The organism is Nonomuraea sp. SYSU D8015 (assembly GCF_008065375.1).
In the GTDB taxonomy this organism is placed as follows: domain Bacteria; phylum Actinomycetota; class Actinomycetes; order Streptosporangiales; family Streptosporangiaceae; genus Nonomuraea.
The window spans coordinates 405,623-426,178 of record NZ_VJYI01000004.1; the positions used below are offsets into that span (position 1 = coordinate 405,623).

The 20,556-nt window shown below is 71.9% G+C and carries 20 protein-coding genes; 14 read left to right on the forward strand and 6 right to left on the reverse strand.

Features of this window, described 5'->3' with window-relative positions; all coding sequences use genetic code 11:
- Positions 1 to 97 precede the first annotated feature (97 nt).
- Genes ID574_RS21160 through ID574_RS21175 form a run of 4 tightly spaced genes read left to right on the forward strand, consistent with a single transcriptional unit; the run spans position 98 to position 3,667 of the window.
- A complete protein-coding gene (locus tag ID574_RS21160) occupies positions 98 to 646 on the forward strand; it encodes a MarR family winged helix-turn-helix transcriptional regulator (RefSeq protein WP_188190890.1) in 549 nt (182 codons plus the stop codon).
- Positions 630 to 1,562: a tetratricopeptide repeat protein gene (locus ID574_RS21165; RefSeq protein ID WP_188190655.1), complete on the forward strand. Its 933-nt coding sequence runs from the start codon at positions 630 to 632 to the stop codon at positions 1,560 to 1,562. Before ID574_RS21160 ends, ID574_RS21165 begins: the two co-directional genes overlap by 17 nt.
- A gap of 9 nt (positions 1,563 to 1,571) precedes the next feature.
- On the forward strand, positions 1,572 to 2,201 hold the full coding sequence (locus ID574_RS21170) for a cytidylate kinase-like family protein (RefSeq protein ID WP_188190656.1): 630 nt from the start codon (positions 1,572 to 1,574) through the stop codon (positions 2,199 to 2,201).
- 56 nt (positions 2,202 to 2,257) lie between these two features.
- Positions 2,258 to 3,667 (forward strand): NAD-dependent malic enzyme, encoded by a 1,410-nt coding sequence (locus ID574_RS21175; RefSeq protein ID WP_188190657.1) that lies wholly within the window; start codon positions 2,258 to 2,260, stop codon positions 3,665 to 3,667.
- A gap of 359 nt (positions 3,668 to 4,026) precedes the next feature.
- Here ID574_RS21175 and ID574_RS21180 read toward each other — a convergent pair whose 3' ends face one another.
- From ID574_RS21180 to ID574_RS21190, 3 genes are read right to left on the reverse strand one after another with little or no spacing between them, the layout of a single operon-like run.
- On the reverse strand, positions 4,027 to 4,527 hold the full coding sequence (locus tag ID574_RS21180; protein ID WP_223166918.1) for a hypothetical protein: 501 nt from the start codon (positions 4,525 to 4,527) through the stop codon (positions 4,027 to 4,029).
- Between the two features lie 46 nt (positions 4,528 to 4,573).
- Positions 4,574 to 5,635, reverse strand: coding sequence for a glycosyltransferase family 4 protein (locus ID574_RS21185; protein ID WP_188190658.1), 1,062 nt, complete (start codon positions 5,633 to 5,635; stop codon positions 4,574 to 4,576).
- A 32-nt stretch (positions 5,636 to 5,667) separates the two neighbouring features.
- Positions 5,668 to 5,991 carry a MerR family transcriptional regulator gene (locus ID574_RS21190; RefSeq protein WP_188190659.1) on the reverse strand — a complete coding sequence of 108 codons (324 nt, stop codon included), beginning with the start codon at positions 5,989 to 5,991 and terminating at the stop codon, positions 5,668 to 5,670.
- A 175-nt stretch (positions 5,992 to 6,166) separates the two neighbouring features.
- On the opposite strand from ID574_RS21190, the gene ID574_RS21195 reads away from it, so the two are divergent.
- The 8 genes from ID574_RS21195 to rodA are packed head-to-tail and all read left to right on the forward strand — an operon-like array spanning position 6,167 to position 15,134.
- The gene (locus ID574_RS21195; protein WP_223166964.1) at positions 6,167 to 7,309 is read left to right on the forward strand and encodes a COG1470 family protein; all 1,143 of its coding nucleotides are present in this window, start codon (positions 6,167 to 6,169) and stop codon (positions 7,307 to 7,309) included.
- A 1-nt stretch (position 7,310) separates the two neighbouring features.
- Positions 7,311 to 8,240 (forward strand): ABC transporter ATP-binding protein, encoded by a 930-nt coding sequence (locus ID574_RS21200; protein WP_188190661.1) that lies wholly within the window; start codon positions 7,311 to 7,313, stop codon positions 8,238 to 8,240.
- Positions 8,227 to 9,171 (forward strand): ABC transporter permease, encoded by a 945-nt coding sequence (locus tag ID574_RS21205; RefSeq protein WP_188190662.1) that lies wholly within the window; start codon positions 8,227 to 8,229, stop codon positions 9,169 to 9,171. The genes ID574_RS21200 and ID574_RS21205 overlap by 14 nt, the downstream gene beginning before the upstream one ends.
- Positions 9,172 to 9,184: 13 nt before the next feature.
- On the forward strand, positions 9,185 to 10,213 hold the full coding sequence (locus tag ID574_RS21210; protein ID WP_188190663.1) for a rod shape-determining protein: 1,029 nt from the start codon (positions 9,185 to 9,187) through the stop codon (positions 10,211 to 10,213).
- A gap of 15 nt (positions 10,214 to 10,228) precedes the next feature.
- Positions 10,229 to 11,008, forward strand: a complete 780-nt coding sequence (mreC, locus tag ID574_RS21215; RefSeq protein ID WP_188190664.1) for a rod shape-determining protein MreC — start codon at positions 10,229 to 10,231, stop codon at positions 11,006 to 11,008.
- Complete coding sequence (locus ID574_RS59925; RefSeq protein WP_223166919.1) at positions 10,998 to 11,657, forward strand: hypothetical protein; 660 nt, start codon at positions 10,998 to 11,000, stop codon at positions 11,655 to 11,657. Before mreC ends, ID574_RS59925 begins: the two co-directional genes overlap by 11 nt.
- Positions 11,551 to 13,422 (forward strand): penicillin-binding protein 2, encoded by a 1,872-nt coding sequence (gene mrdA / locus ID574_RS21220; protein ID WP_223166965.1) that lies wholly within the window; start codon positions 11,551 to 11,553, stop codon positions 13,420 to 13,422. The genes ID574_RS59925 and mrdA overlap by 107 nt, the downstream gene beginning before the upstream one ends.
- Entirely contained in the window at positions 13,419 to 15,134 is a 1,716-nt protein-coding gene (gene rodA, locus ID574_RS59930) for a rod shape-determining protein RodA (protein ID WP_223166920.1), read from the forward strand. Before mrdA ends, rodA begins: the two co-directional genes overlap by 4 nt.
- A gap of 1 nt (position 15,135) precedes the next feature.
- Here the strand turns inward: rodA and ID574_RS21230 are convergent, their stop codons facing one another.
- The 3 genes from ID574_RS21230 to ID574_RS21240 are packed head-to-tail and all read right to left on the reverse strand — an operon-like array spanning position 15,136 to position 18,994.
- Positions 15,136 to 16,686, reverse strand: a complete 1,551-nt coding sequence (locus tag ID574_RS21230) for a glycerol-3-phosphate dehydrogenase/oxidase (RefSeq protein ID WP_188190666.1) — start codon at positions 16,684 to 16,686, stop codon at positions 15,136 to 15,138.
- The gene (gene glpK, locus ID574_RS21235; protein ID WP_188190667.1) at positions 16,687 to 18,192 is read right to left on the reverse strand and encodes a glycerol kinase GlpK; all 1,506 of its coding nucleotides are present in this window, start codon (positions 18,190 to 18,192) and stop codon (positions 16,687 to 16,689) included.
- Between the two features lie 43 nt (positions 18,193 to 18,235).
- Positions 18,236 to 18,994: an IclR family transcriptional regulator gene (locus ID574_RS21240; protein ID WP_188190668.1), complete on the reverse strand. Its 759-nt coding sequence runs from the start codon at positions 18,992 to 18,994 to the stop codon at positions 18,236 to 18,238.
- A gap of 237 nt (positions 18,995 to 19,231) precedes the next feature.
- Between ID574_RS21240 and ID574_RS21245 the strand changes: the two genes are divergently transcribed.
- Both ID574_RS21245 and ID574_RS21250 read left to right on the forward strand, forming a co-directional pair.
- The gene (locus ID574_RS21245; RefSeq protein ID WP_188190669.1) at positions 19,232 to 19,843 is read left to right on the forward strand and encodes a TetR/AcrR family transcriptional regulator; all 612 of its coding nucleotides are present in this window, start codon (positions 19,232 to 19,234) and stop codon (positions 19,841 to 19,843) included.
- A 113-nt stretch (positions 19,844 to 19,956) separates the two neighbouring features.
- Positions 19,957 to 20,535, forward strand: a complete 579-nt coding sequence (locus tag ID574_RS21250; protein WP_188190670.1) for a YqgE/AlgH family protein — start codon at positions 19,957 to 19,959, stop codon at positions 20,533 to 20,535.
- Positions 20,536 to 20,556 lie beyond the last annotated feature (21 nt).

Consider the following 20,556-nt stretch of genomic DNA (forward strand, 5'->3'; position numbering starts at 1 on the left):
TGATGATTGACGTCCGGATTCTTGGTCAAGCGGGAAAGCCTGTCGCTCCAGGTCGCCTGACGAACCGGGATCAGTGGCGCGCTACGGTAGCGCTGTGATGCAGCAGAAGCCGCTCAACCTGCCGTTCGACCCGATCGACCGCGCCGCGGAGAGCTGGCGCGCCCACTTCGGGCCGTCCGCCGCCATGGCGGCCGTGACCTCGATCATGAGAGCGCACCAGATCCTGCTGTCGCAACTCGATTCGCTCCTGAAGCCCTATGACTTGACCTTCGCGCGATACGAGGCGCTGGTGCTGCTGACCTTCAGCAAGACGGGTGCGCTCCCGCTGTCGAAGATCGGTGAACGCCTGATGGTCCACCCCACCAGCGTCACGAACACAGTGGATCGACTGGAGAAATCCGGATATGTCCGGCGGCTCCCCAATCCACGGGACGGCCGCGGCGTGCTGGCCGAGATCACCGACGCCGGAAGGGCCGTCGTGCGGCGCGCCACCCGCGACCTGATGGCCGCCGAATTCGGCCTGGGCATGTACGCCGAGGACGAACTCCACCGGATGTTCGACCAGTTGCGCACGCTCCGGGTCGCGGCCGGTGACTTCGGGGTCCCGCCGATGCGGCAAGATGAAGAGCATGGCGGACTTCTCTAGGCCCGGGTCGCTCTACGGAGCGATAGACCTGGGCGCGCGCAAGCAGGCTCTGGAGGCGCAGGCCCGGCGGGAGGCGGCAGGTCCCCAGGCGGCCTCGTCGGCCTCGATCGTCGACGTGACCGAGGAGACGTTCACGACCGACGTCATCGACCGCTCGATGCGGGTGCCGGTCGTGCTCGACCTCTGGTCACCCCGGGCGCCGGGCAGCGCCCAGCTGAGCCCGGTGCTGGAGAAGGTCGTCGGCGACCTGGGCGGCCGGGCCGTCCTGGCCAAGGTCAACGTCGACGCCAGCCCGCAGATCGCCCAGGCGCTGCGCGTCCAGGCCGTCCCGACCGTGCTGGCGATCTTCCAGGGGCAGGCCGTCACCGGCTTCCAGCAGGTGCTGCCCGAGCAGGAGGTGCGCCGCTGGCTCGACGAGCTGATGAACGCGGTCGAGCAGTTCTACCAGGCCAACCCGGACGCCCGGCCCCCCGCGGCCGGCGACCAGGAGCCCGCGGGTCCGCCCGCCGACCCCGACCTGGTGGCCGCCGAGCAGGCCGTCGAGCGCGGCGACCTCGACGCGGCGGCGGAGGCCTACCAGCGGCTGCTGGCCCGCGCGCCCGGCAACGAGGACGCCAAGATGGGCCTCGCCGGCGTCCACCTGATCAAGCGCACCGAGGGCGTCGACCCGGCCGACGTCCAGCGCCGCCTGCAAGACCCTGCCGACCTCGACGCGCAGCTGCTCGCCGCCGACCTGGAGATGCTGTCGGGCTCGATCGACGAGGCGTTCAACCGCATCATCGCCGTGGTCAAGCGCACCTCCGGCGACGAGCGCGACAAGGCCAGACGCCACCTGCTCGGTCTTTTCGACGCATTGCCCGCAGAAGACCCATCTTTGGCGAAAGCCCGTAGAGCTTTGGCGAGCGCTCTGTTCTAACCTGGGGCTATGCGGGTCGTCACCATATCGGCGACATACGGCACGGCCGGCAGCCAGATCGGCCCGGCCGTGGCCGAGCAGCTCGGCGTGCCGTTCGTCGACCGCGCCATCCCCAGCGCCGTCGCCCAGGAGCTCGGCTGCACGCTCGAGGAGGCGCTCGCGCACGACGACCGTGCCGAGCACGGCCTCGGCAGGCTGCTGTCGGGGGCGATGCGGTTGCCGACCGTCACGTTCGGGGGCGTGGACATGTACGTCCCCGGCGCGATGCCCCTCGCGCCTGAGGAGTTCGTCCGCCGCACCGAGCGCATGATGACGGAGACCGCCCGCAACCAGGGCGGCGTCTTCCTGGGCCGGGCCGGCGCCGTGGTCCTCGCCGACCACCCCGGCGCTCTGCACGTCAGGCTCGACGCCCCGGTCAAGCGCCGGATCCGGCAGACGGCCACGCTGGGCGAGATGAGCGAGCGCGAGGCCCGCCGCATCATCGACGACAACGACCGCGCCAGGATGGCCTACTGGCGCACCTTCTACCGCACCGATCCGGCCGATCCCTGCCAATATCACCTGGTCGTCGACAGCACCACGATTCCTGTCCCGACCTGTGTCGATATCATCGTCACCGCTGCCGAGGCACTGGATTGACCTGAGGCCCCCTAACATGGGAGGACTTCTTGGTCAGTCCCGAAGGAGCGATTGACGTGGCGACCGTCCCGAGTGTGTCATACTCCATCACCGTGCGGCTCGAGGTGCCCGCCGGCGGCAAGGCCGTCAGCCAGCTCACCCATGCCGTAGAGTCGGCCGGCGGCGTGGTGACCGCTCTCGACGTCACCAACGCCGGTCATGAGAAGATCCGCATCGACGTCACCTGCGCCTCCCGGGACACCGACCACGCGCAGGCCATCGTCGACCAGCTCGAGGCCGTCGAGGGCGTCGTCATTCACAAGGTGTCGGACCGCACGTTCCTCATGCACCTCGGCGGCAAGATCGAGATGAAGTCGAAGGTGCCGCTGCGCAACCGCGACGAGCTCTCGATGGCGTACACCCCGGGTGTGGCGCGCGTGTCCATGGCGATCGCGCGCAACAAGGAGGACGCGCGCCGCCTGACCATCAAGCGCAACACCGTGGCCGTCGTCACGGACGGCTCGGCCGTGCTCGGGCTCGGCAACATCGGCCCGGAGGCGGCGCTGCCGGTCATGGAGGGCAAGGCGGCGCTGTTCAAACGGTTCGCGGGCATCGACGCCTGGCCCATCTGCCTCGACACGCAGGACGTCGACGAGATCGTGCGCACCGTGCAGGTGATCGCTCCCGGGTTCGGCGGGATCAACCTGGAGGACATCGGCGCGCCGCGCTGCTTCGAGGTGGAGCGGCGGCTGCGTGAGCTGCTCGACATCCCCGTCTTCCACGACGACCAGCACGGCACCGCGATCTGCGTGCTGGCGGCGCTGACGAACGCGCTGCGGGTCGTGAACAAGAGCATCGAGAACGTCAAGATCACGATGGCGGGCGCTGGGGCCGCCGGTAACGCCGTGCTGCGGCTGCTGATCGCCGCGGGGGCGCGCAACGTGATCGTCTGCGACTATCTCGGGGCCGTGCACAAGGGGCGCGACGACCTGGACGAGTCGCTGCGCTGGATCGCCGACCACACCAACGCCGAGGGCTATGCCGGGGACCTGCGGGGAGCGATCAAGGGGGCCGACGTGTTCGTGGGGGTGTCCGCGCCGGGCATCCTGACGGGCGACGACATCGCGACGATGGCCAAGGACGCGGTGGTGTTCGCGCTGGCCAATCCGGAGCCCGAGGTGTCGCCTGACGACGCGCGCGAGCACGCGGCCGTGGTCGCGACCGGGCGCTCCGACTACCCCAACCAGATCAACAACGTGCTGGCCTTCCCCGGGGTGTTCCGGGGGTTGCTGGATGCGCAGGCCGTCGGGGTGACGCAGGAGATGCTGCTGGCCGCGGCCGGCGCGCTGGCCGCCGTCGTCTCGCCGGAGGAGCTGGGGCCCAACTACATCATCCCCAGCGTGTTCCATCCGGACGTGGCGAGCGCCGTCGCGGCGGCGGTCCGCGAATCCGCCGGCGGGCGTGCGCGAGGCTTCACCGAAGCATAAGATCCATAACTTTACGGCGGGGCTCCCACCGGCTCGTCGCACGCATCGCGCCGAGCCCCGGCCGCACATATTGCGCCGAGCCCCGCGCCACACCACCCTGCCGCACCGGCCCGGAAGGCGCGCCCGCTCCGGTGCGGTGGCGCCTGGAGGTGCATGGACACCGTCCCGTGCGGTGGTGCGCGGAGACCGTCCCGTGCGGTGGCGTCTGGGGCAGCCTGCGTCGGGCAGCGTTGCGCGTCGGGGAGGCGCACGTGGGGATGGGTGTGCGCCTCCCGCGTGCTCGGGAGACCGCGGGCGGGCCCGGCCGTCGGTGCTCGGGGGACTGCGGGCGGGCCCCGCCCGTCGTGCCGGGATCGTCCTCAGGACGGTGTGTCGGCCGACTGGGTGATGGCGGGCATGAGGCGGTAGCTCTCCTGGAAGACCAGGTTGTGGGCGTCGCCTGCGGCGATCACGCGGAGCGTGTCCACCTGCGCCTGGGCGTCCCCCGCGTCGAAGATGTTCATCGGCCAGTCCCCGACCGTGTTGCCGCGCAGGTGCGGGTGGTGGAAGTCGGCGCCGTAGTGGGCGACGATCGCGATCGGCTGGACATGGTGCGCGCGCTGCTCCGGCCAGGTCAGCGACCACATGGCGTTGAGCCCGCCTTCCTTCGACCGGCTGAGGCCGCTGGCCACCACTTCGCCCGTGCCCAGCAGCAGGTCGGCGTTGAACTCGTCCAGTACCTTCCGCGCGACGGGATCCAGCAGCTCGACCGCCGTGAAGAACAGGCGTTCCTTGTCCTCCCTGGAGGTGGCCGGGCCGTGAGTGCCGTCGCGCAGGTCGCGGAAGTGACGGATCAGGGCTTCGTTCATGGGAGTTCGCATGCCTCCCCCCTTCCCCGCCAGGCGGCCTGGCCACCTCGGAGGGACGTCAGGCGGCCACGGGGGTGGGGCGCCGGTCGCCGGCGACCTGCCGGTAGATCTTCTCGTACCCCCGAGCCATGCCCAGCGCGTCGAATTGGCGGGTCACGTGGGCGCGGCAGTCGGCCGGGGAGAGCGCCCCGGCGGCCTCGATCGCGACAGGCAGCTCGCCGGGATCGTCGCAGACGAAGCCGGTGATCCCCGGCGCGACGACCTCGGGCACCGCGCCGCCGCGCAGGGCCACCACCGGCGTGCCGCAGGCCATGGCCTCGATCATCACCATGCCGAAGGGCTCCTCCCACTGGATGGGGAAGAGCAGGCACCGCGCGTCGGCCAGCAGCCGCCGCTTCGTGGCGCCGTCGGCCTCGCCGACGTAGACGGCGTCCTCGCCCAGGCGCGGCTTGACGTGGGTGTCGAAGTACTCATGCTCGGAGGGCTCGATGAGCTTGCCTGCCAGCAGGATGCGGCGGCCCGCGGCCCGCGCGGCCTCGATGGCCAGATGAGCGCCCTTGTCCGGGCTGAACCGGCCGAGGAACAACGTGTAGTCCCCCTTGCGCTCCTGGAAGGGGAAGGTGGTCACGTCGACCGCGTTGTGCACGGTGCCCACCCAGTTGAGGTCGGGCGCCAGCATGCGTTGCGAGGTGGAGATCGAGACCAGGCTGACGGAGTCGCCGAGGAGCCGGTAGTAGTCGGCGGTCTCGCCGTGCGCCGGGCCGTGCACGGTCACCACGGTCGGCGCCGTGCGCCCGAGGGCGGTGAGCGGGCCCGCGAGCGAGTGGTCGTGGATGACGTCCACATCCAGGTCGTCCAGCATCCGGGCCACGGAGGCGGCGTGGACCACCTCGGGCATGGACTCGCCGAGCCGGCTGGAGGGCGGCTCGTCGTAGGTGGCCAGGAAACGGGCGGACGTGCCCGGCCTGCCCGCGCCGATCAAGGTGACCTGGTGCCCGAGCCTCGTCAGGGCCTGGACCAGATCGTAGAGCACGGCCTCGATACCGCCGTACGCGCGTGGGGGCACCTCGAACCAGGGCGGTGCCACCATCGCGATGTGCAGCCGGGACCGTACGGACATAAAAAGATCACCTCCGTGGTTGCGCAAAGGGGTCAGGAGCCGCTCTCGCGCTGTTCCAGCCGGGCGTGGGCGGCGGCGAGCTCCTCGCGGAGCCGGTCGACCTCGCGTTCGAGCTCGAGGATGCGACGGATCGCGATGAGCGTCATGCCCTCGCCGGCCATGCGCGTGACGCGCTGGACGGTCATGATGTCGCGGCGGGAGTAGCGCCGCCGTCCTCCCTCCGAGCGGCTCGGCGTGACGACGTCGTGCTCGTCGAGGCGGCGCAGGTAGGCCTGCTGCACGTTGAGCATGTCCGCCACCTGACCCATGGAGTAGATCGGGGCGTGCTCGTCGTCCAACGGGAGCTCGGACATCATGATCTCTCTCGGTGGATCAAACCTGCAATTCAGGTTGCACGTTACTTGTGAGTGCAGATTGATGCAACTCTGCTCGAGGAAAATGTCAAGCTGGGTCTTGCGAAAACTTGTAGACAGAGTTATAAGTTTCCTCGACCCAGGCAGAGAGATCGTAGACTCGAACGGACGACTGGTGATGAGGCCGCTCTTCCGCTTCCTGCCGTACGCCCTGGTGGCCCTGCTCGGCCTGAGCACGCTCAACGCGTCCCCCGCGTACGCGCAGACACTCACGCTTTCCACGCCCTACCCCTCCCTCGTCGTGGAGCCGGGCGAGAACGTCTCCCTCGACCTCGACGTCAGCGGCTCGCCCGCGGGCCGCGTGGACCTCGACGTCGACGCACCCAAAGGCTGGAAGACCACCCTGCGAGGCGGCGGGTACGTCGTGTCCAGCGTGCACGCCGGCAAGGCCGAGGTCACCCTGGACGTGACCGTGCCCGCCGAGGCGAAAGGCAGGCATCGGGTGACGGTCACCGCGGAGGGCGCAGGGGGCGAGCGCGCCCGGCTGCCGCTGACCCTGACCGTGCGCGGCGCCGCCGAGGAGGCCGCCGTCGGCCTGGAGGCGGAGTTCGCCAAGCTGACCGGCAAGGCGAGCGACACCTTCAGCTACACCGTCACCCTGCGCAACGACGCGCCCAAGACCACGACGTTCGCGCTGGCGGTCCAGGGCCCCTCCGGCTGGAACGTCTCCGCGAACCCCAGCACGCAGCAGCGCGCCACCACGGTCAAGGTCGACGGCGGGAGCACGGCGACGATCAACGTCAGCGCCGACCCGCCGGACGACGTCGCCGCCGGCGCCTACCCCATCCGCCTCGGCGTGACCGGCGGCGGGCGGCAGGCGGCCACCGAGCTCACCGCCGAGGTCACCGGCACCGTCGAGCTGGAGCTGACCACGCCTGAGGAGCGGCTCAACGCCTCCGGCTCCACCGGGCAGCGCACCAGGGTGCCGCTGGTCCTCACCAACAAGGGCACGACCCCGCTGGCCGGCGTGACGCTGTCCGGCTCGCCCCCGAGCGGCTGGGAGGTGACGTTCGAGCCGAAGACCGTGGACGTCGCCCCCCAGCAGCAGGCCAGGGTCACCGCGGTGATCACGCCGTCCGACGACGCCGTCACCGGCGACTACATGGTCACGGTCACCGCGGAGAAGGACGGCCAGAGCTCGGAGACCGACATCCGCTACACCGTCGAGACCTCCCGCTGGTGGGGGCTGGCCGGCGTGCTGGTCATCGTGGCCGTCGCGGGCGGCCTGTGGTGGGTCTTCCGCACCTTCGGGCGGCGCTGACATGGACGCCCCCGTCATCTCCATCGAAGGGCTGACCAAGCGGTACGGCCAGGTCGAGGCGGTCCGCGAGCTCGACCTGGAGGTACGGCGAGGCGAGGTGTTCGGCCTGCTCGGCCCCAACGGCGCGGGCAAGACCACGACGATACTCACCCTGCTCGGCCTGTCCGAGCCCACCTCCGGCACCGTGCGCGTGCTCGGCCTCGATCCCGCCCGCGAGGCGGCCAAGGTCAAGCGGCAGGTCGGGTACGTCCCCGACGCTGTCGGCTTCTACCCCAACCTCACCGCGCGGCAGAACCTGCGCTACACCGCCAGGCTCAACGGCATCGCCGACGCCGAGGACCGCATCGCCGAACTGCTGGAGCAGGTCGGGCTCGCCCACGCCGCCGACCGGCGCGCCGGCGCGTACTCGCGGGGCATGCTCCAGCGCCTCGGCATCGCCGACGCCCTGGTCAAGAGCCCGTCGGTGATGATCCTCGACGAGCCCACGATCGCCATCGACCCGGACGGCGTGCGGCAGGTGCTGGCGTTGATCCGCGAGCTGCGCGACCAGCACCAGATGACCGTGCTGCTCTCCTCGCACCTGCTCTACCAGGTGCAGGAGGTCTGCGACCGGGTCGGCATCTTCGTACGGGGCCGCCTGGTCGCCGTGGGCTCGGTCGAGGAGCTGGCCAGGCGCCTGGCGGACGGGCGTACGGTGCTCGAGGTCGGGGTCGCCGGGGACGCGGACGCCGCGGCCCGCCGCCTGGCCGAGCTGGACGGCGTGAAGGACGTGGACCGGGAGGGCGACCTCCTGCTGGCCGTCTGCGAGGACGAGGCTCGCGGCCGCATCGCCGGCGCGCTCACCGGCGCCGGTCACACGCTGCTGCACCTGCGGCAGCGCAGCAGCCACCTGGACGAGATCTACCACCGGTACTTCCATGAGCAGAACTGACCCACTCAGGACTGGCTGGCGGGTGGTGGCGCGCAAGGAGATCGCCGACCACCTGCACTCGGCGCGGTTCTTCGTCGTGGCCGCGCTGCTGACCGTCACCGGGGTCGCCGCGGTCTACGCGGCCGGCGGCCGGATCAGGGACGTCGCCTCCCAGGCCACCGACGACCCGTCGCTGTTCCTCAAGCTGTTCACCGTGGCGATCGAGAACACGCCCTTCGCCTTCGTCAACTTCGTCGCCCTGATCGGCCCGCTGCTCGGCATCGCGTTCGGCTTCGACGCCGTGAGCTCCGAGCGTGCCCAGCGCACGCTGCCGCGGCTGCTGGCCCAGCCGATCCACCGCGACGACGTGGTCAACGGCAAGTTCGCCGCCGGCCTCGCCGTCATCGGGATGCTGCTCACCGCGCTCATGCTGCTGGTGGCCGCGGTCGGCGTGGTGAGGCTGGGCATCGTGCCCAGGGCCGAGGACGTCGGGCGGATGCTGGTCTACCTCGTGGTCTCGATTGTCTACATCGGCGTCTGGCTGGCGTTCGCGCTGATGCTGTCGATCCTGCTCCAGCGCGCCGCCACGGCCGCGCTGACCGCCATCGGCACGTGGCTGGTGCTGTCGCTGCTGGCGGCGCTGATCGTCCAGATGGTGGCAGGGATGTTCGCCGAACCAGGGGGCGTCGAGAACGCCGGGCTGCAGCAGGCGCTCGGCCGCGCCTCGCCGGCCATCGTGTACGAGGAGGTCACCGCCGCGCTGCTCACGCCCGAGCTGCGCACGCTCGGCGTGATCATGCCGGAGCAGGCGTTCCGCGCGGTGCCGGGGCAGCTGCCGCTCGGCCAGAGCCTGCTGCTGGTCTGGCCGCAGCTTGCCGGGCTGGTCGCGCTGGCGGCCGTGGTGTTCGCGGTGGCCTACATCGCGTTCCTGCGCCAGGAGGTCCGGGTCTGAAAGGGGGGGAGCGATGTCCGTGCTCGATTTCCTCGGCCGTGACATGGCGGTCGACCTCGGCACGGCCAACACGCTCGTGTACGTCCGCAACAAGGGCATCGTCCTCGACGAGCCCTCGGTCGTGGCGCTCAACACCAGGACCGAGAAGATCGTCGCGGTCGGGGCCGAGGCCAAGCAGATGATAGGCCGCACGCCCGGCCACATCGTGGCCATCCGCCCGCTCGCGGACGGCGTCATCACCGAGCTCGAAGTGGCCGAGCAGATGCTGCGCTACTTCATCCAGAAGGTCCATCGCCGCCGCTACTTCGCCCAGCCGCGCCTCGTCGTGGCCGTGCCCAGCGGCACGACGGGGGTGGAGCAGCGCGCCGTGAAGGAGGCGGGCTACCAGGCCGGGGCCCGCAAGGTCTACATCCTCGAGGAGCCCATGGCCGCCGCGATCGGGGCCGGGTTACCCGTGCACGAGGCGGTCGGGAGCATGGTCGTCGACATCGGCGGCGGCACCACCGAGGTGGCGGTGATCTCCCTGGGCGGCATCGTCACCGCCCGCTCGCTGCGCGTCGGCGGCGACGAGCTGGACGAGGCCATCATCACGTACGTCAAGAAGGAGCACTCGCTCCTCCTGGGCGAGCGCACGGCCGAGGAGATCAAGATCGAGCTGGGCTTCGCCTGGCCTCAGGATGACGAGCCCAAGGCCGAGATCAGGGGTCGCGACCTCGTCAGCGGCCTGCCACGCACGGTCACGATCTCCGCGGGCGAGGTGCGCGAGGCCATCGAGGAGCCCGTACACGCGATCATCGACGCCGTCCAGACCGCGCTGGACCAGTGCCCGCCCGAGCTCGCCGGCGACCTGGTGAAGACCGGCATCACGCTGACCGGCGGCGGCGCGCTGCTGCGCGGCCTGGACCGGCGGCTGGGCCAGGCGACCGGCATGCCGATCAGGACGGTGGAGAACCCGCTGCACTCGGTCGTGCTCGGCTCCGGCCGCTGCGTCGAGGAGTTCGACCGCCTGCACGGCGTCCTGCTGCCCGAGCCGAGACGATGAACGGGAGGAAACGACATGCGCGCGCTCCACCGGCACCGCCGCGTGCTCGCTCTCCTGGTCGGCGCCGCCGCCCTCTTGATCACCCTCGACCTGCGCGGCGACGCGTCCGCCCTGCGCTCCGCCGTCGCCGCCGCGACGGGCCCGGCCGAGCAGCTGCTCGCGGCGGCCTGGCGGCCCGTGGCCACGCTCGCGGGGGCCGGCGACGCCCGGCGCCGCGCCGAGGAGGCCGAACGGCGCAGCGCCCGGCTGGCCGCCGAGCTGTGGGCCGAGCGCGCGGCCCGCGCCAGTGACGCGCAACGCCACCGGATCCGGGCCGCGCACCCGCGCCTCACCCTGGTCCCGGCCCAGGTCGTCGCGGTACGCGGGGACAGCGTGACGATCGACGCGGGGACCCGGGCCGGCGTCGGTCCCGACATGGCCGTCGTCACCGCCGAGGGACTGGTCGGCCGGGTGGTCGCGGCAGGACCCGCCGTCGCGACCGTCCTGCTGGCCACCGCGCCCTCGGCCGCCGCCGGGGTCAGAGTGGCGGAATCCCGGGAGATCGGCACCGTCGAGGGCCGCCGCGACGGGCTGCTCACCCTGCGGCTGCTCGACGCCGACGCGGAGCTGCGCCCCGGGCAGCAGGTCGAGACGCTCGGGTCGAGCGGCGCGCGGCCGTACCCGGCAGGCGTGCCCGTCGGGACCGTCGAACGCGTCGATCCCGCCCGCGAGCAGTTCACCCGCACTGCGCTGGTACGTCCGGCCGTCACCTTCAGCACCCTCGACGTCGTGGGCGTGATCGCCGATGCGGGCTAGGGTCGCCGCGGCGGCCGCGCTGGCGCCGCTGCTCCAGGTTGCCGTGCTGGAGCGGTTGCCCGTCGCGCCCGACCTGGTCATGCTCGCAGCCGTGGCGGCCGGGGTGGCCATGGGGCCGCCGGCGGGCGCGGTGACCGGGTTCGCGGCGGGGCTCGCCGCGGACCTGGTCCCGCCCGCGCTGCCGCCGGCCGGCCGCACGGCGCTGCTGTTCTGCCTGCTCGGCTACGCCTGCGGCCTGCTGCCGCGCAAGCTCCCCGCGTGGGCCGGGATGCTCGTCGGGAGCGCGATCGGCGGGCTGGCCGCCACGTGCGCCACCCTGCTCCCCGGCCTAACCGCCGTACGGCTGCAGGACCTGTTGTGGTCCGGCCCCGCGCCGCTCGCCGCCCTGCCGTGCAACCTGATCGCCGCCTCGCTTCTCTGGCGTCTGCTCACCTGGCGCCGGGACTCAGCCGGAAGGCACACCGATGCGACGCTCGTCACCCTCTCGACTGCTGCTGGTGCACCTGCTGGTGGCCGCGCTCTTCCTCACGCTGCTCGGCCGGCTGTGGCAGGTGCAGATCCTGGACGGCGAGCGCTACGCCGAAGCGGCCGTCGCCGACCACGTGCGCCACATCGCCATCCCGGCCGTGCGCGGGCGCATCCTCGATGACCGCGGCCGCCCGCTGGCCCGCAACCGCGCCGCCATGACGGTCTCGGTGGAGCGGATCGCGCTGGACCGGCAGCCCGACCGCGGGCGCGCCACGCTCCGCAAGCTCGCCGACCTGCTCGGCCGGCACTACACCGAGCTCGCCGGGAAGATCCGGCTGTGCGGGCCGAAGACCGGTCAGCCGTGCTGGGCGGGCTCGCCGTACCAGCCGATCCCGGTGGCCGAGGACGTGCCGGAGAAGACGGCGACGCAGATCCTCGAGCGGCCGGAGGACTTCCCAGGCGTGACCGCCGAGCCCCGGCCCGTACGCGACCATCCCCGCGGCGACCTGGCCGCTCACGTGCTCGGCTACCTGGCCCCCGCCGGCGACCCGGTGGGCAAGGACGGGCTGGAGGCCGTCTACGAGAACGATCTGCGTGGCCGCCCCGGCAGCAGGGAGGTCGTCGTCGACAGCGCCGGACAGGTCCTGCGCACGCTCCGCGAGCAACCGCCGGTCCCCGGCGCCACGCTGGTCACCAGCATCGACGCCGACGTGCAGAAGGTCGTGGAGAAGGCGCTGGAACGGGCGGTGCGCGGGGCGCGCGGGAAGGGCGCACCGGCGGATTCGGGAGCCGCCGTCGTCATGGACGCCCGCACCGGCCGCGTCGTCGCGCTGGCCTCCTATCCCGGCTACGACCCCGAGGTGTGGACCGGCGGCATCGAACCGGCCGACTACCGCCGGCTGACCGGCGGCGAGCGGGGTGATCCGCTGCTGTCCAGAGCCGTGCAGGGCCTGTGGCCGCCAGCCTCCACCTGGAAGGTCGTCTCCACGGCCGCCGCCGCGGGCTCCGGCTATTCGCTCAAGGGCCGCTACGACTGCCCGGGCTCGTACCGGATCGGGGACCGGTCCTTCCGGAACTTCGGAGGCGCCGACCTCGGCGTCATGGACCTGCGGCGCGCCCTCGTCGTCTCCTGCGACACGATCTTCTACCGGTTCGCGCACGAAATGTGGCTGAAGGGCACGCGCGACCCGATGCAGCACATGGCCAGGGCCTTCGGCTTCGGCGAGAAGACCGGCGTGGACCTGCCGGAAGAGGCCGAGGGCCGGGTGCCCGACCGCGCCTGGAAGAGGGAGTACTGGAACCAGACCAAGGATCAGACCTGCGAGGCCGCCGAGAAGGGCTATCCGGAGACGGCCAGGACGGACCCGGCCAGGGCCGCCTACCTCAAGGCCGTCGCGGCCGAGAACTGCGTCCGCGGTTACGTCTGGACCGCGGGCGACGCCGCCAACTTCTCCATCGGCCAGGGCGACGTGCTTGTCACGCCGCTGCAGCTGGCGCGCGCGTACGCGGCCCTGGCCAACGGGGGCACGCTGTTCAGCCCGCGGGTCGGCAAGGAGGTGCGCGACGCGGACGGCCGGCTCCTGCGCGCCATCAAGCCCCCGGTCGCCGGCCGGGTGCCGGTTCCCGCCCGGACGCTCGACTACCTGCGCCGGGCCCTGGCCGAGGTGCCGAAGTCTGGCACGGCCGCGGCGGCCTTCGACGGGTTCCCGTTCGGCAAGCTGACGGTGGCGGGCAAGACAGGCACGGCGGAGGCGTACGGGGCCGAGGACACCTCCTGGTTCGCCTCCTTCGCCCCGGCCGGTGACCCTCGGTACGTGGTGGTGGCCGTGATCTCGCGGGGCGGCTCGGGAGGGGAGGCGGCGGCGCCGGCCGTACGGGAGATCTGGTCAGGCATGTACGGCCTGGAGGGAAACAAGCCCGCCCTTCCCGAAAGGAGACGCCGATGACCGCTTCCCCACCTCCAAAGCCCCACGAGCCTGACCACACCCCACTCACCGGCACCCCACCCGCCGGCACATCTCCCGCCGAGACGCCGCGTGCCGAGACGCCGCGTGCCGAGACGCCGCGTGCCGAGCTGCAGCGTGCTGACACGCAGCGCACCGGCCCGCCCGCCGCTGACGCGTCGCCCGGTGGCACGCGGCACGCCCGGACGCCCCCCGCCGACGCCCCGCTCGACGGCAGGCGGCTCGCCCGCAGGCCGTCCGTGCGCATGCGCTTCGCCGGCGCGTTGCTCGGCGGCAGGCGGCTCGCGCACACCCGGTTCGGGGGTGCCGGTGCCGCGTCGTCCGCCGACATGCCCTCCGTCGCCACGCCGCGCCCTCCCACCAGCCCTCACCGCCGCCTGGTCACCGGCCGCCGCCCGGGTGTCCGGCGGCCGGCCGGTCGCGGGTTCGTCCTGGGCGCGATGGCAGGTTCCGGCTTCGGGCCGCCGCCGGCCGATCGTGGCCTCCCACTTCGGACCCCGCCCGGCCCCGGCCTCACCATCCGGACCTCGGGCGGTCAAGGGCTGGGGGCGCGGGCAGGCCGTCACGACCGGCGGACGACCGTCGTGGCGCGGCTCGCCGGAATGGACTGGCGGTTGCTCGTCCCCGCCGTCGCCCTGTGCCTGATCGGCGTGGTGCTGGTCTGGTCGGCGACGCGGCCCCGCATGGCGGCGCAGGGGGAGGATCCCCAGACGTACCTCAAGAAGCAGATCGCCAACGTGCTCGTCGGCCTGGCCGCCATGACGGCGATCGCGCTGGCCGACCACAGCACGTTACGCGCCTGGACGCCGCCCGCCTTCGTGCTCTCCGTGCTGAGCCTGGCCGCGGTGCTGACCCCCCTGGGCACGACCGTCAACGGCGCGCAGTCGTGGCTGGCCGTGGGAGGGCTGGAGGTGCAGCCGTCGGAGCCGGCCAAGGTCACCCTGGTGCTCATGCTGGCGGCCCTGCTCGGCGCCCGCCCCGGCGGCGGGAGCCGACCGCGCGGCGCACAGGTGGTGCTCGCCCTGGCCGCGGCCGCCCTCCCACTCGGGCTGATCATGCTCCAGCCCGACCTGGGCACCGCCATGATCATGGTGGGGACGGTGGGCGGGATGCTGGTGGTCGCCGGGGTCCGATGGCGGTGGATCGCCCTGCTGGCGGGCGCGGGGGCGGCCGCGGCGGTCGCCGCCTGGTTCCTTGGCCTGCTGCGCCCGCACCAGGTGCAGAGGCTCCTCACGTTCGCCGATCCGATGGCCGACCCCCAGGGCGCCGGCTACAACGCCGCCCAGGCGCTGGTCACGGTCGGGTCAGGCGGGTTGTTCGGCCACGGGTTGTTCCAAGGGGGCCAGACCGGCGGGCGGTTCGTCCCCGAGCAGCACACCGACTTCGTCTTCACCGTCGCGGGCGAGGAACTGGGCTTCGCCGGGGCGGCGCTCGTCCTGGTCCTGCTCTGGGCGGTGCTCCGGCGGGCGCTGCGCATCGCCGGCCAGGCCGTCACCCCGTACGGGATGCTGGCCGCCGCCGGGGTCGTCTGCTGGTTGTCGGTGCAGACGTTCATCAACGTCGGCATGGTCGTGGGCCTCACCCCGATCGTCGGGGTGCCGCTGCCCCTGGTGTCGTACGGCGGTTCGTCCGTCGTGGCCTGCCTGGCGGCCGTCGGAGTGCTGATCTCCGTCCGCCGGCAGGCGCGCCTGTGACTCAGCCGAGCAGCTTGGCGATCGCGGCGCGGACGTCGGGGGTGTCGAGGCCGCGGACGGTCAGCGTGGTGCGGCGGCGTACGACGTCGTCCACCGTGGCCGCCCACTCGTGGTCGCGGGCGTAGACCGCCTGCGCCCAGATGTCCGGCCCGTCCGGGTGGATGCGCTCGCCCAGCGCCGGGTCCTCCCGGATGAGCCTGGCCAGGTCGAACGCGATCGACCCGTAGTGCGTGGCCAGATGCCGGGCCACCAGCGGGTCCATGCGGGTGGCGCGCTCGCGGTCGGTCCACAGCCGCATGGCCACCGCGTCCGGGCTGGCCAATCCGGGCAGTGGCACGGCGGGCAGGATGTCGGCCAGGTCGTCGCCCAGCGGCCGCCCCGGCAGGCGGGCGAGCGTGTCGAAGACGTGCCTGCCGATGTGCCGGTAGGTCGTCCACTTGCCGCCCGCCACCGACAGCATGCCGCCCTTGCCCCTGGTCAGCACGGTTTCCCGCTTGGCCGCCGCCACGTCTCCAGGACCGCCGGGCAGCACGCGCAGGCCGGCGAAGGCGTAGGTGATGTCCTCGCGCCTGAGCTGCGAGTCGCGTACGGAATGCCCCGCCTCGTCGAGGATCTGGGCGATGTCGGCCTCGGTGGGACGAACCTCGGCGGGGTCGCCCTCGTACGCCTCGTCCGTCGTGCCCAGCAGCAGGTGGTCCTCCCACGGGATCGCGAACGACACGCGGTATTTGTCGATCGGCGTGGTCAGCGCCGCCTTCCACGGCTCGTGCCGGCGCAGGACCAGGTGCGCGCCCTTGGACAGGCGGATGCTCGGCGCCGCGCCGGGGTCCTCCATCCGCCGCAGGTGGTCAACCCACGGCCCGGTGGCGTTGAGCACCAGGCGGGCGGAGACGCCGAACTCGGCGCCGTCGAGCCGGTCGCGCAGCTCGGCCCCGGTCACGGTGCCGCCGGTCGTGCGCAGGCCGACGACCTCGGCGTGGTTGAGCACGATCGCCCCGGCGTCCACCGCGGCCCGGACGGTCATGACCGCGACGCGGCTGTCGTTCATCTGGTGGTCGCCGTAGACGGCGGCGGCCCGCAGCCCCTCGGTACGCAGCGCGGGCACCTTGGACAGCGCCTGGTGCGGCGTGATCACCTTGCCCACGCCGTCGCCGAACACCGACAGCGCCGAGTACAGGAACACCCCGGCGCCCAGCTTGGCCGCCCCGTGCGGCCCGCCCTTGTAGATCGGCACCAGGAACGTCAGCGGCTTGACGAGGTGGGGCGCGATGTCGGCGGCCAGGGCCCGCCGCTCGCGGTGGTTCTCGGCGACCAGCCGGACGTTGCCGGTCTGCAGGTAGCGCAGGCCGCCGTGGACGAGCTTGGACGAGGCGCTGGAGGTGGCGCCGGCGAAGTCGCCCCCGTCGACCATCGCCACCCGCAGCCCGGCCTGCGCCGCCATCCAGGTCACCGACGTGCCCAGGATGCCGCCCCCGATGACGAGCAGGTCGTAGGTGGCGTCGGCCAGCTCCTCGCGAATTTCTGCCCGGTATGTCCCGATCGCGGTTTTCATCTACTGCTCCACCCAGTCGAGTGTGCGGGCCACGGCCTTCTTCCAGCTACGGTGTTCGCGCTCGCGTACGGTCTCGTCGATCCGCGGCCGCCACTCGGCGGCCTTGTGCCAGTTGGCGCGCAAGCTCTCGATGTCCGGCCAGTAGCCGGTCGCCAGGCCCGCGGCGTAGGCGGCGCCCAGCGCCGTGGTCTCGGACACCATGGGCCGGATCACCGGCACCGCGAGCACGTCGGCGAGCGTCTGCATGAGCAGGTTATTGGCCGTCATGCCGCCGTCGGCGCGCAGCGTCGTCAGGTCGAGCCCCGAATCGGCGTTCATCGCGTCCACGACCTCGCGGGTCTGCCACGCCGTGGCCTCCAGCACGGCCCGCGCGATGTGCCCCTTGTTGACGAACCCGGTCAGCCCCGCGATCACGCCGCGCGCGTCGGAGCGCCAGTGCGGCGCGAACAGCCCGGAGAACGCCGGCACGAAGTAGCAGCCGCCGTTGTCGTCGACGGTCTTGGCCAGCGTCTCGATCTCGGCCGCGCTGGAGATCAGGCCGAGGTTGTCGCGTAGCCACTGCACCAGGGAGCCGGTGACCGCGATCGCGCCCTCCAGCGCGTACGTGGCCGGGGTGTCGCCGATCTGGTAGCCGACCGTGGTCAGCAGACCGTGCTTGGAGACCACCGGCTCGTGACCGGTGTTCATCAGCAGGAAGCTGCCGGAGCCGTAGGTGCTCTTGGTCTCGCCGGGCGCGAAGCAGGTCTGCCCGAACAGCGCCGCCTGCTGGTCGCCGAGCGCCGAGGCCACCGCCACGCCTTGAGCGGTGTGCCCGTAGACCTCCGCGGACGGGCGGATCTCCGGCAGCATCGCCCGCGGCACGCCCAGCGCGGCCAACAGCTCGTCGTCCCAGGCCAGCGTGTGGATGTTCATCAGCATCGTGCGGCTGGCGTTCGTCACGTCGGTGACGTGGCGGCCCGTGAGGTTCCACAGCAGCCAGCTGTCCATCGTGCCGAACAGCACCTCGCCGCGCTCGGCCCGCTCCCGCAGCCCCGGGTGCTCGTCCAGCAGCCAGCGGATCTTCGGCCCGGAGAAGTAGGTCGCCAGCGGCAGCCCGGCCTTCTCCTTGAACAGCCCCTCGTGCTCGGCCAGAGCGTGAGTCAGCGGCGCGGTGCGGGTGTCCTGCCAGACGACCGCCGGGCACACGGGCCTGCCGGTCGCCCGGTCCCACAGCACGGTCGTCTCGCGCTGGTTGGTGATGCCGAGCGCGGCGACGTCGAGCCCGTTCGTGGCCTCCGCGAGCACGCCCTGCACGGCCTGCCAGATCTCGTCCGCGTCGTGCTCCACCCAGCCCGGCTTGGGGAAGATCTGGCGGTGCTCGCGCTGGACGACGGAGATGATGTTGCCGGCCTGGTCGAAGACGATGCACCGGCTGGACGTGGTGCCCTGGTCGATGGCTGCGACGTAGTGCGGTCGAGGCACTGGCGGTTCCTCGCAAAGTTCAGGTTCGACAATGTCGAACAACATGAGAAATATTATTCGGTCGCCCGGAGGTGTTCAACTCTTTTCGTCAGCGGGCGAGGTCGCGTGTGATCGCGCGGGCGGCGTCCCGCACGTACGAGACGAACTCCATGTGCAGGTGACCTTCCGGGGCCAGCCGCTCGACCGCGCCGCGGATGCCGATGGCGCCCACCACGATGCCGCGCGAGTCCTTGATGGGCGCGGCGATGGCCACCTCGCCCTCGGTCAGCTCCTCCATCTCGGCCGCCCAGCCGCGTGTCCTGACCAGCTCGAGCTCCGTCTCCAGCTGCCCGGGATCGACGATCGTCTTCTTGGTGTGCGGCTGCAGCGGCGTCGCGACGGCCTCGCCGTAGGGATCCCAGGCCAGCAGGACCTTGCCCAGCGCGCTCGCGTGGGTCGGTAGATACGTTCCCACCTGCAGCGTCTGCATGCTGTCGTCGGGCCGGAAGACGTGGTGGATCACCAGCACGTGGCCCTCGTGCAGGGTGCCGATCCAGGCGCTCTCCCTGCTGCGCCCGGCCAGCGCGTCGGCCCAGTTGATCGCCCGGGTGCGCAGCTCGTTGACGTCGAGGTAGCTGCTGCCGAGGTGGAGCAGCGTGGCGCCGAGGCGGTATTTCCCCGTGGCCTGGTCCTGCTCCACGAACCCGACGCGGACCAGCGTGCGGAGAATGCCGTGCAGCGTCCCCTTCGGCAGGCCCAGCGCCCTGGCGAGCTCGGCGACCCCAAGCTGGCGGGGACCGGAGGCGAGCAGCCGCAGGATCGCCGCCGCCCGCTCGACCGACTGAATCGTCTCTCCCACACCCGGCACCCTAACGCAGTGAGGTTCGGTATTGCCGAACACGCCTGCATCGCCGATGTTTCCGGCCTTCCGGCCCTAGAATTACGCCGGCGGCAACGCTTCCTCCAAGCCACGACATCCGGACCCTCGCGTACGAAGCGGTCACCGAAGAGAGCCCAGGAACAGCCCGCGCCGCCCTCGCTATGCAACTTAACGGGATTGGTGTCCCGTTAGTTGGGCATGCCGTAGTGCGTATGGGGAGACTTAATGGAACAACTTTCCCGCGTGGCGGGAACCGTGCGGCCCGGGGGCCGCACTGCGCGGGTGCGCGCGGCCGTGCTCCAGGCCACCCAGGACGAACTGGTCGAGCACGGCTTCCACGGCCTCACCATGGACCAGGTGGCCGCCGCGGCGGGCGTCGGCAAGACCACGGTCTACCGGCGCTGGGGGAGCCCGGCGGGTCTGGTCACCGACCTGATGACCGAGCTGGCCGACCAGTCCTCGCCGCACGCCGACACCGGCTCGATCGAGGGCGACCTGCGGGCCAACGCCCTCGCCGTGTGCGAGGCGGTCAACGACGGGCGGCTGGGGGCCACGTTCCAGGCGATGATCGCCGCGGCCACCTGCGACGAGCAGGCGGCCAACGCCCTGCGGGCCTTCTATCGGCGCCGCGTCGAGGAGTGGGCCGGCGCCGTCGAGCTGGCCGTCGAACGGGGGGAGCTGCCCAAGGGGACCGACGCCATGGAAGTGATCCGGGCGGTCTCGGCCCCGCTCTACTACCGCCTGGTCGTCACGCGGGAGCCGGTGACGCCGGAGGTCGCCGAGCGTTCGGTCCAGCGTACGCTGGCTGCCGCCCGGGCGGGCGCGTTCATCGCGTAGGGCACGGCTCCGCAAGACGGGATTTCGCTGCCCAAAGTGTTCAGGCGAATGCAAAAGGTAACATGAGCCCACTGGGGCAGCGCGAACCCCCTTCGACCGGCCATCATGGATGTATGGCGGAAGCGATCTACGTCGGCGGTTTGTTGGTGGCGACGCCGCTTCTCGACGACCCCAACTTCCGGCGTAGCGTCGTGCTGATCCTTGAACACGACCACGACGGCGGGACTCTCGGTGTGGTGCTCAACAGGCCCAGCGACATCTCGGTGACCCAGGTGCTGCCCGTATGGGACCCGCTGGTGACCGGGCCGTCGGTGCTCTTCGAGGGCGGGCCCGTGCAGACCGACAGCGCGCTGGCGCTGGCGGCCGTGCCGAGCGGGGAAGAGCCGCTCGGCTGGCGCCGGCTGCACGCGGGCACCCCGGCCGTGTCCAGGCTCGGCACAGTGGACCTGGACGCCCCACCGGAGATCCTGCAGGGCGAGATCGCGCAGATGCGCATCTTCGCGGGGTACGCGGGGTGGTCGTCGGGGCAGTTGGAGAGCGAGATCGCCGAGGGTGCCTGGTATGTCGTCGACTCCGAGGCCGGCGACACCTTCCATCAGGACCCCGGCTCGCTCTGGCGGCACGTGCTGCGCAGGCAGCGCGGTGAGCTGGCCTTCGTGGCGACATGCCCGGACGACCCGACGATGAACTGACCCGCCGCCGGCGATCCCCCG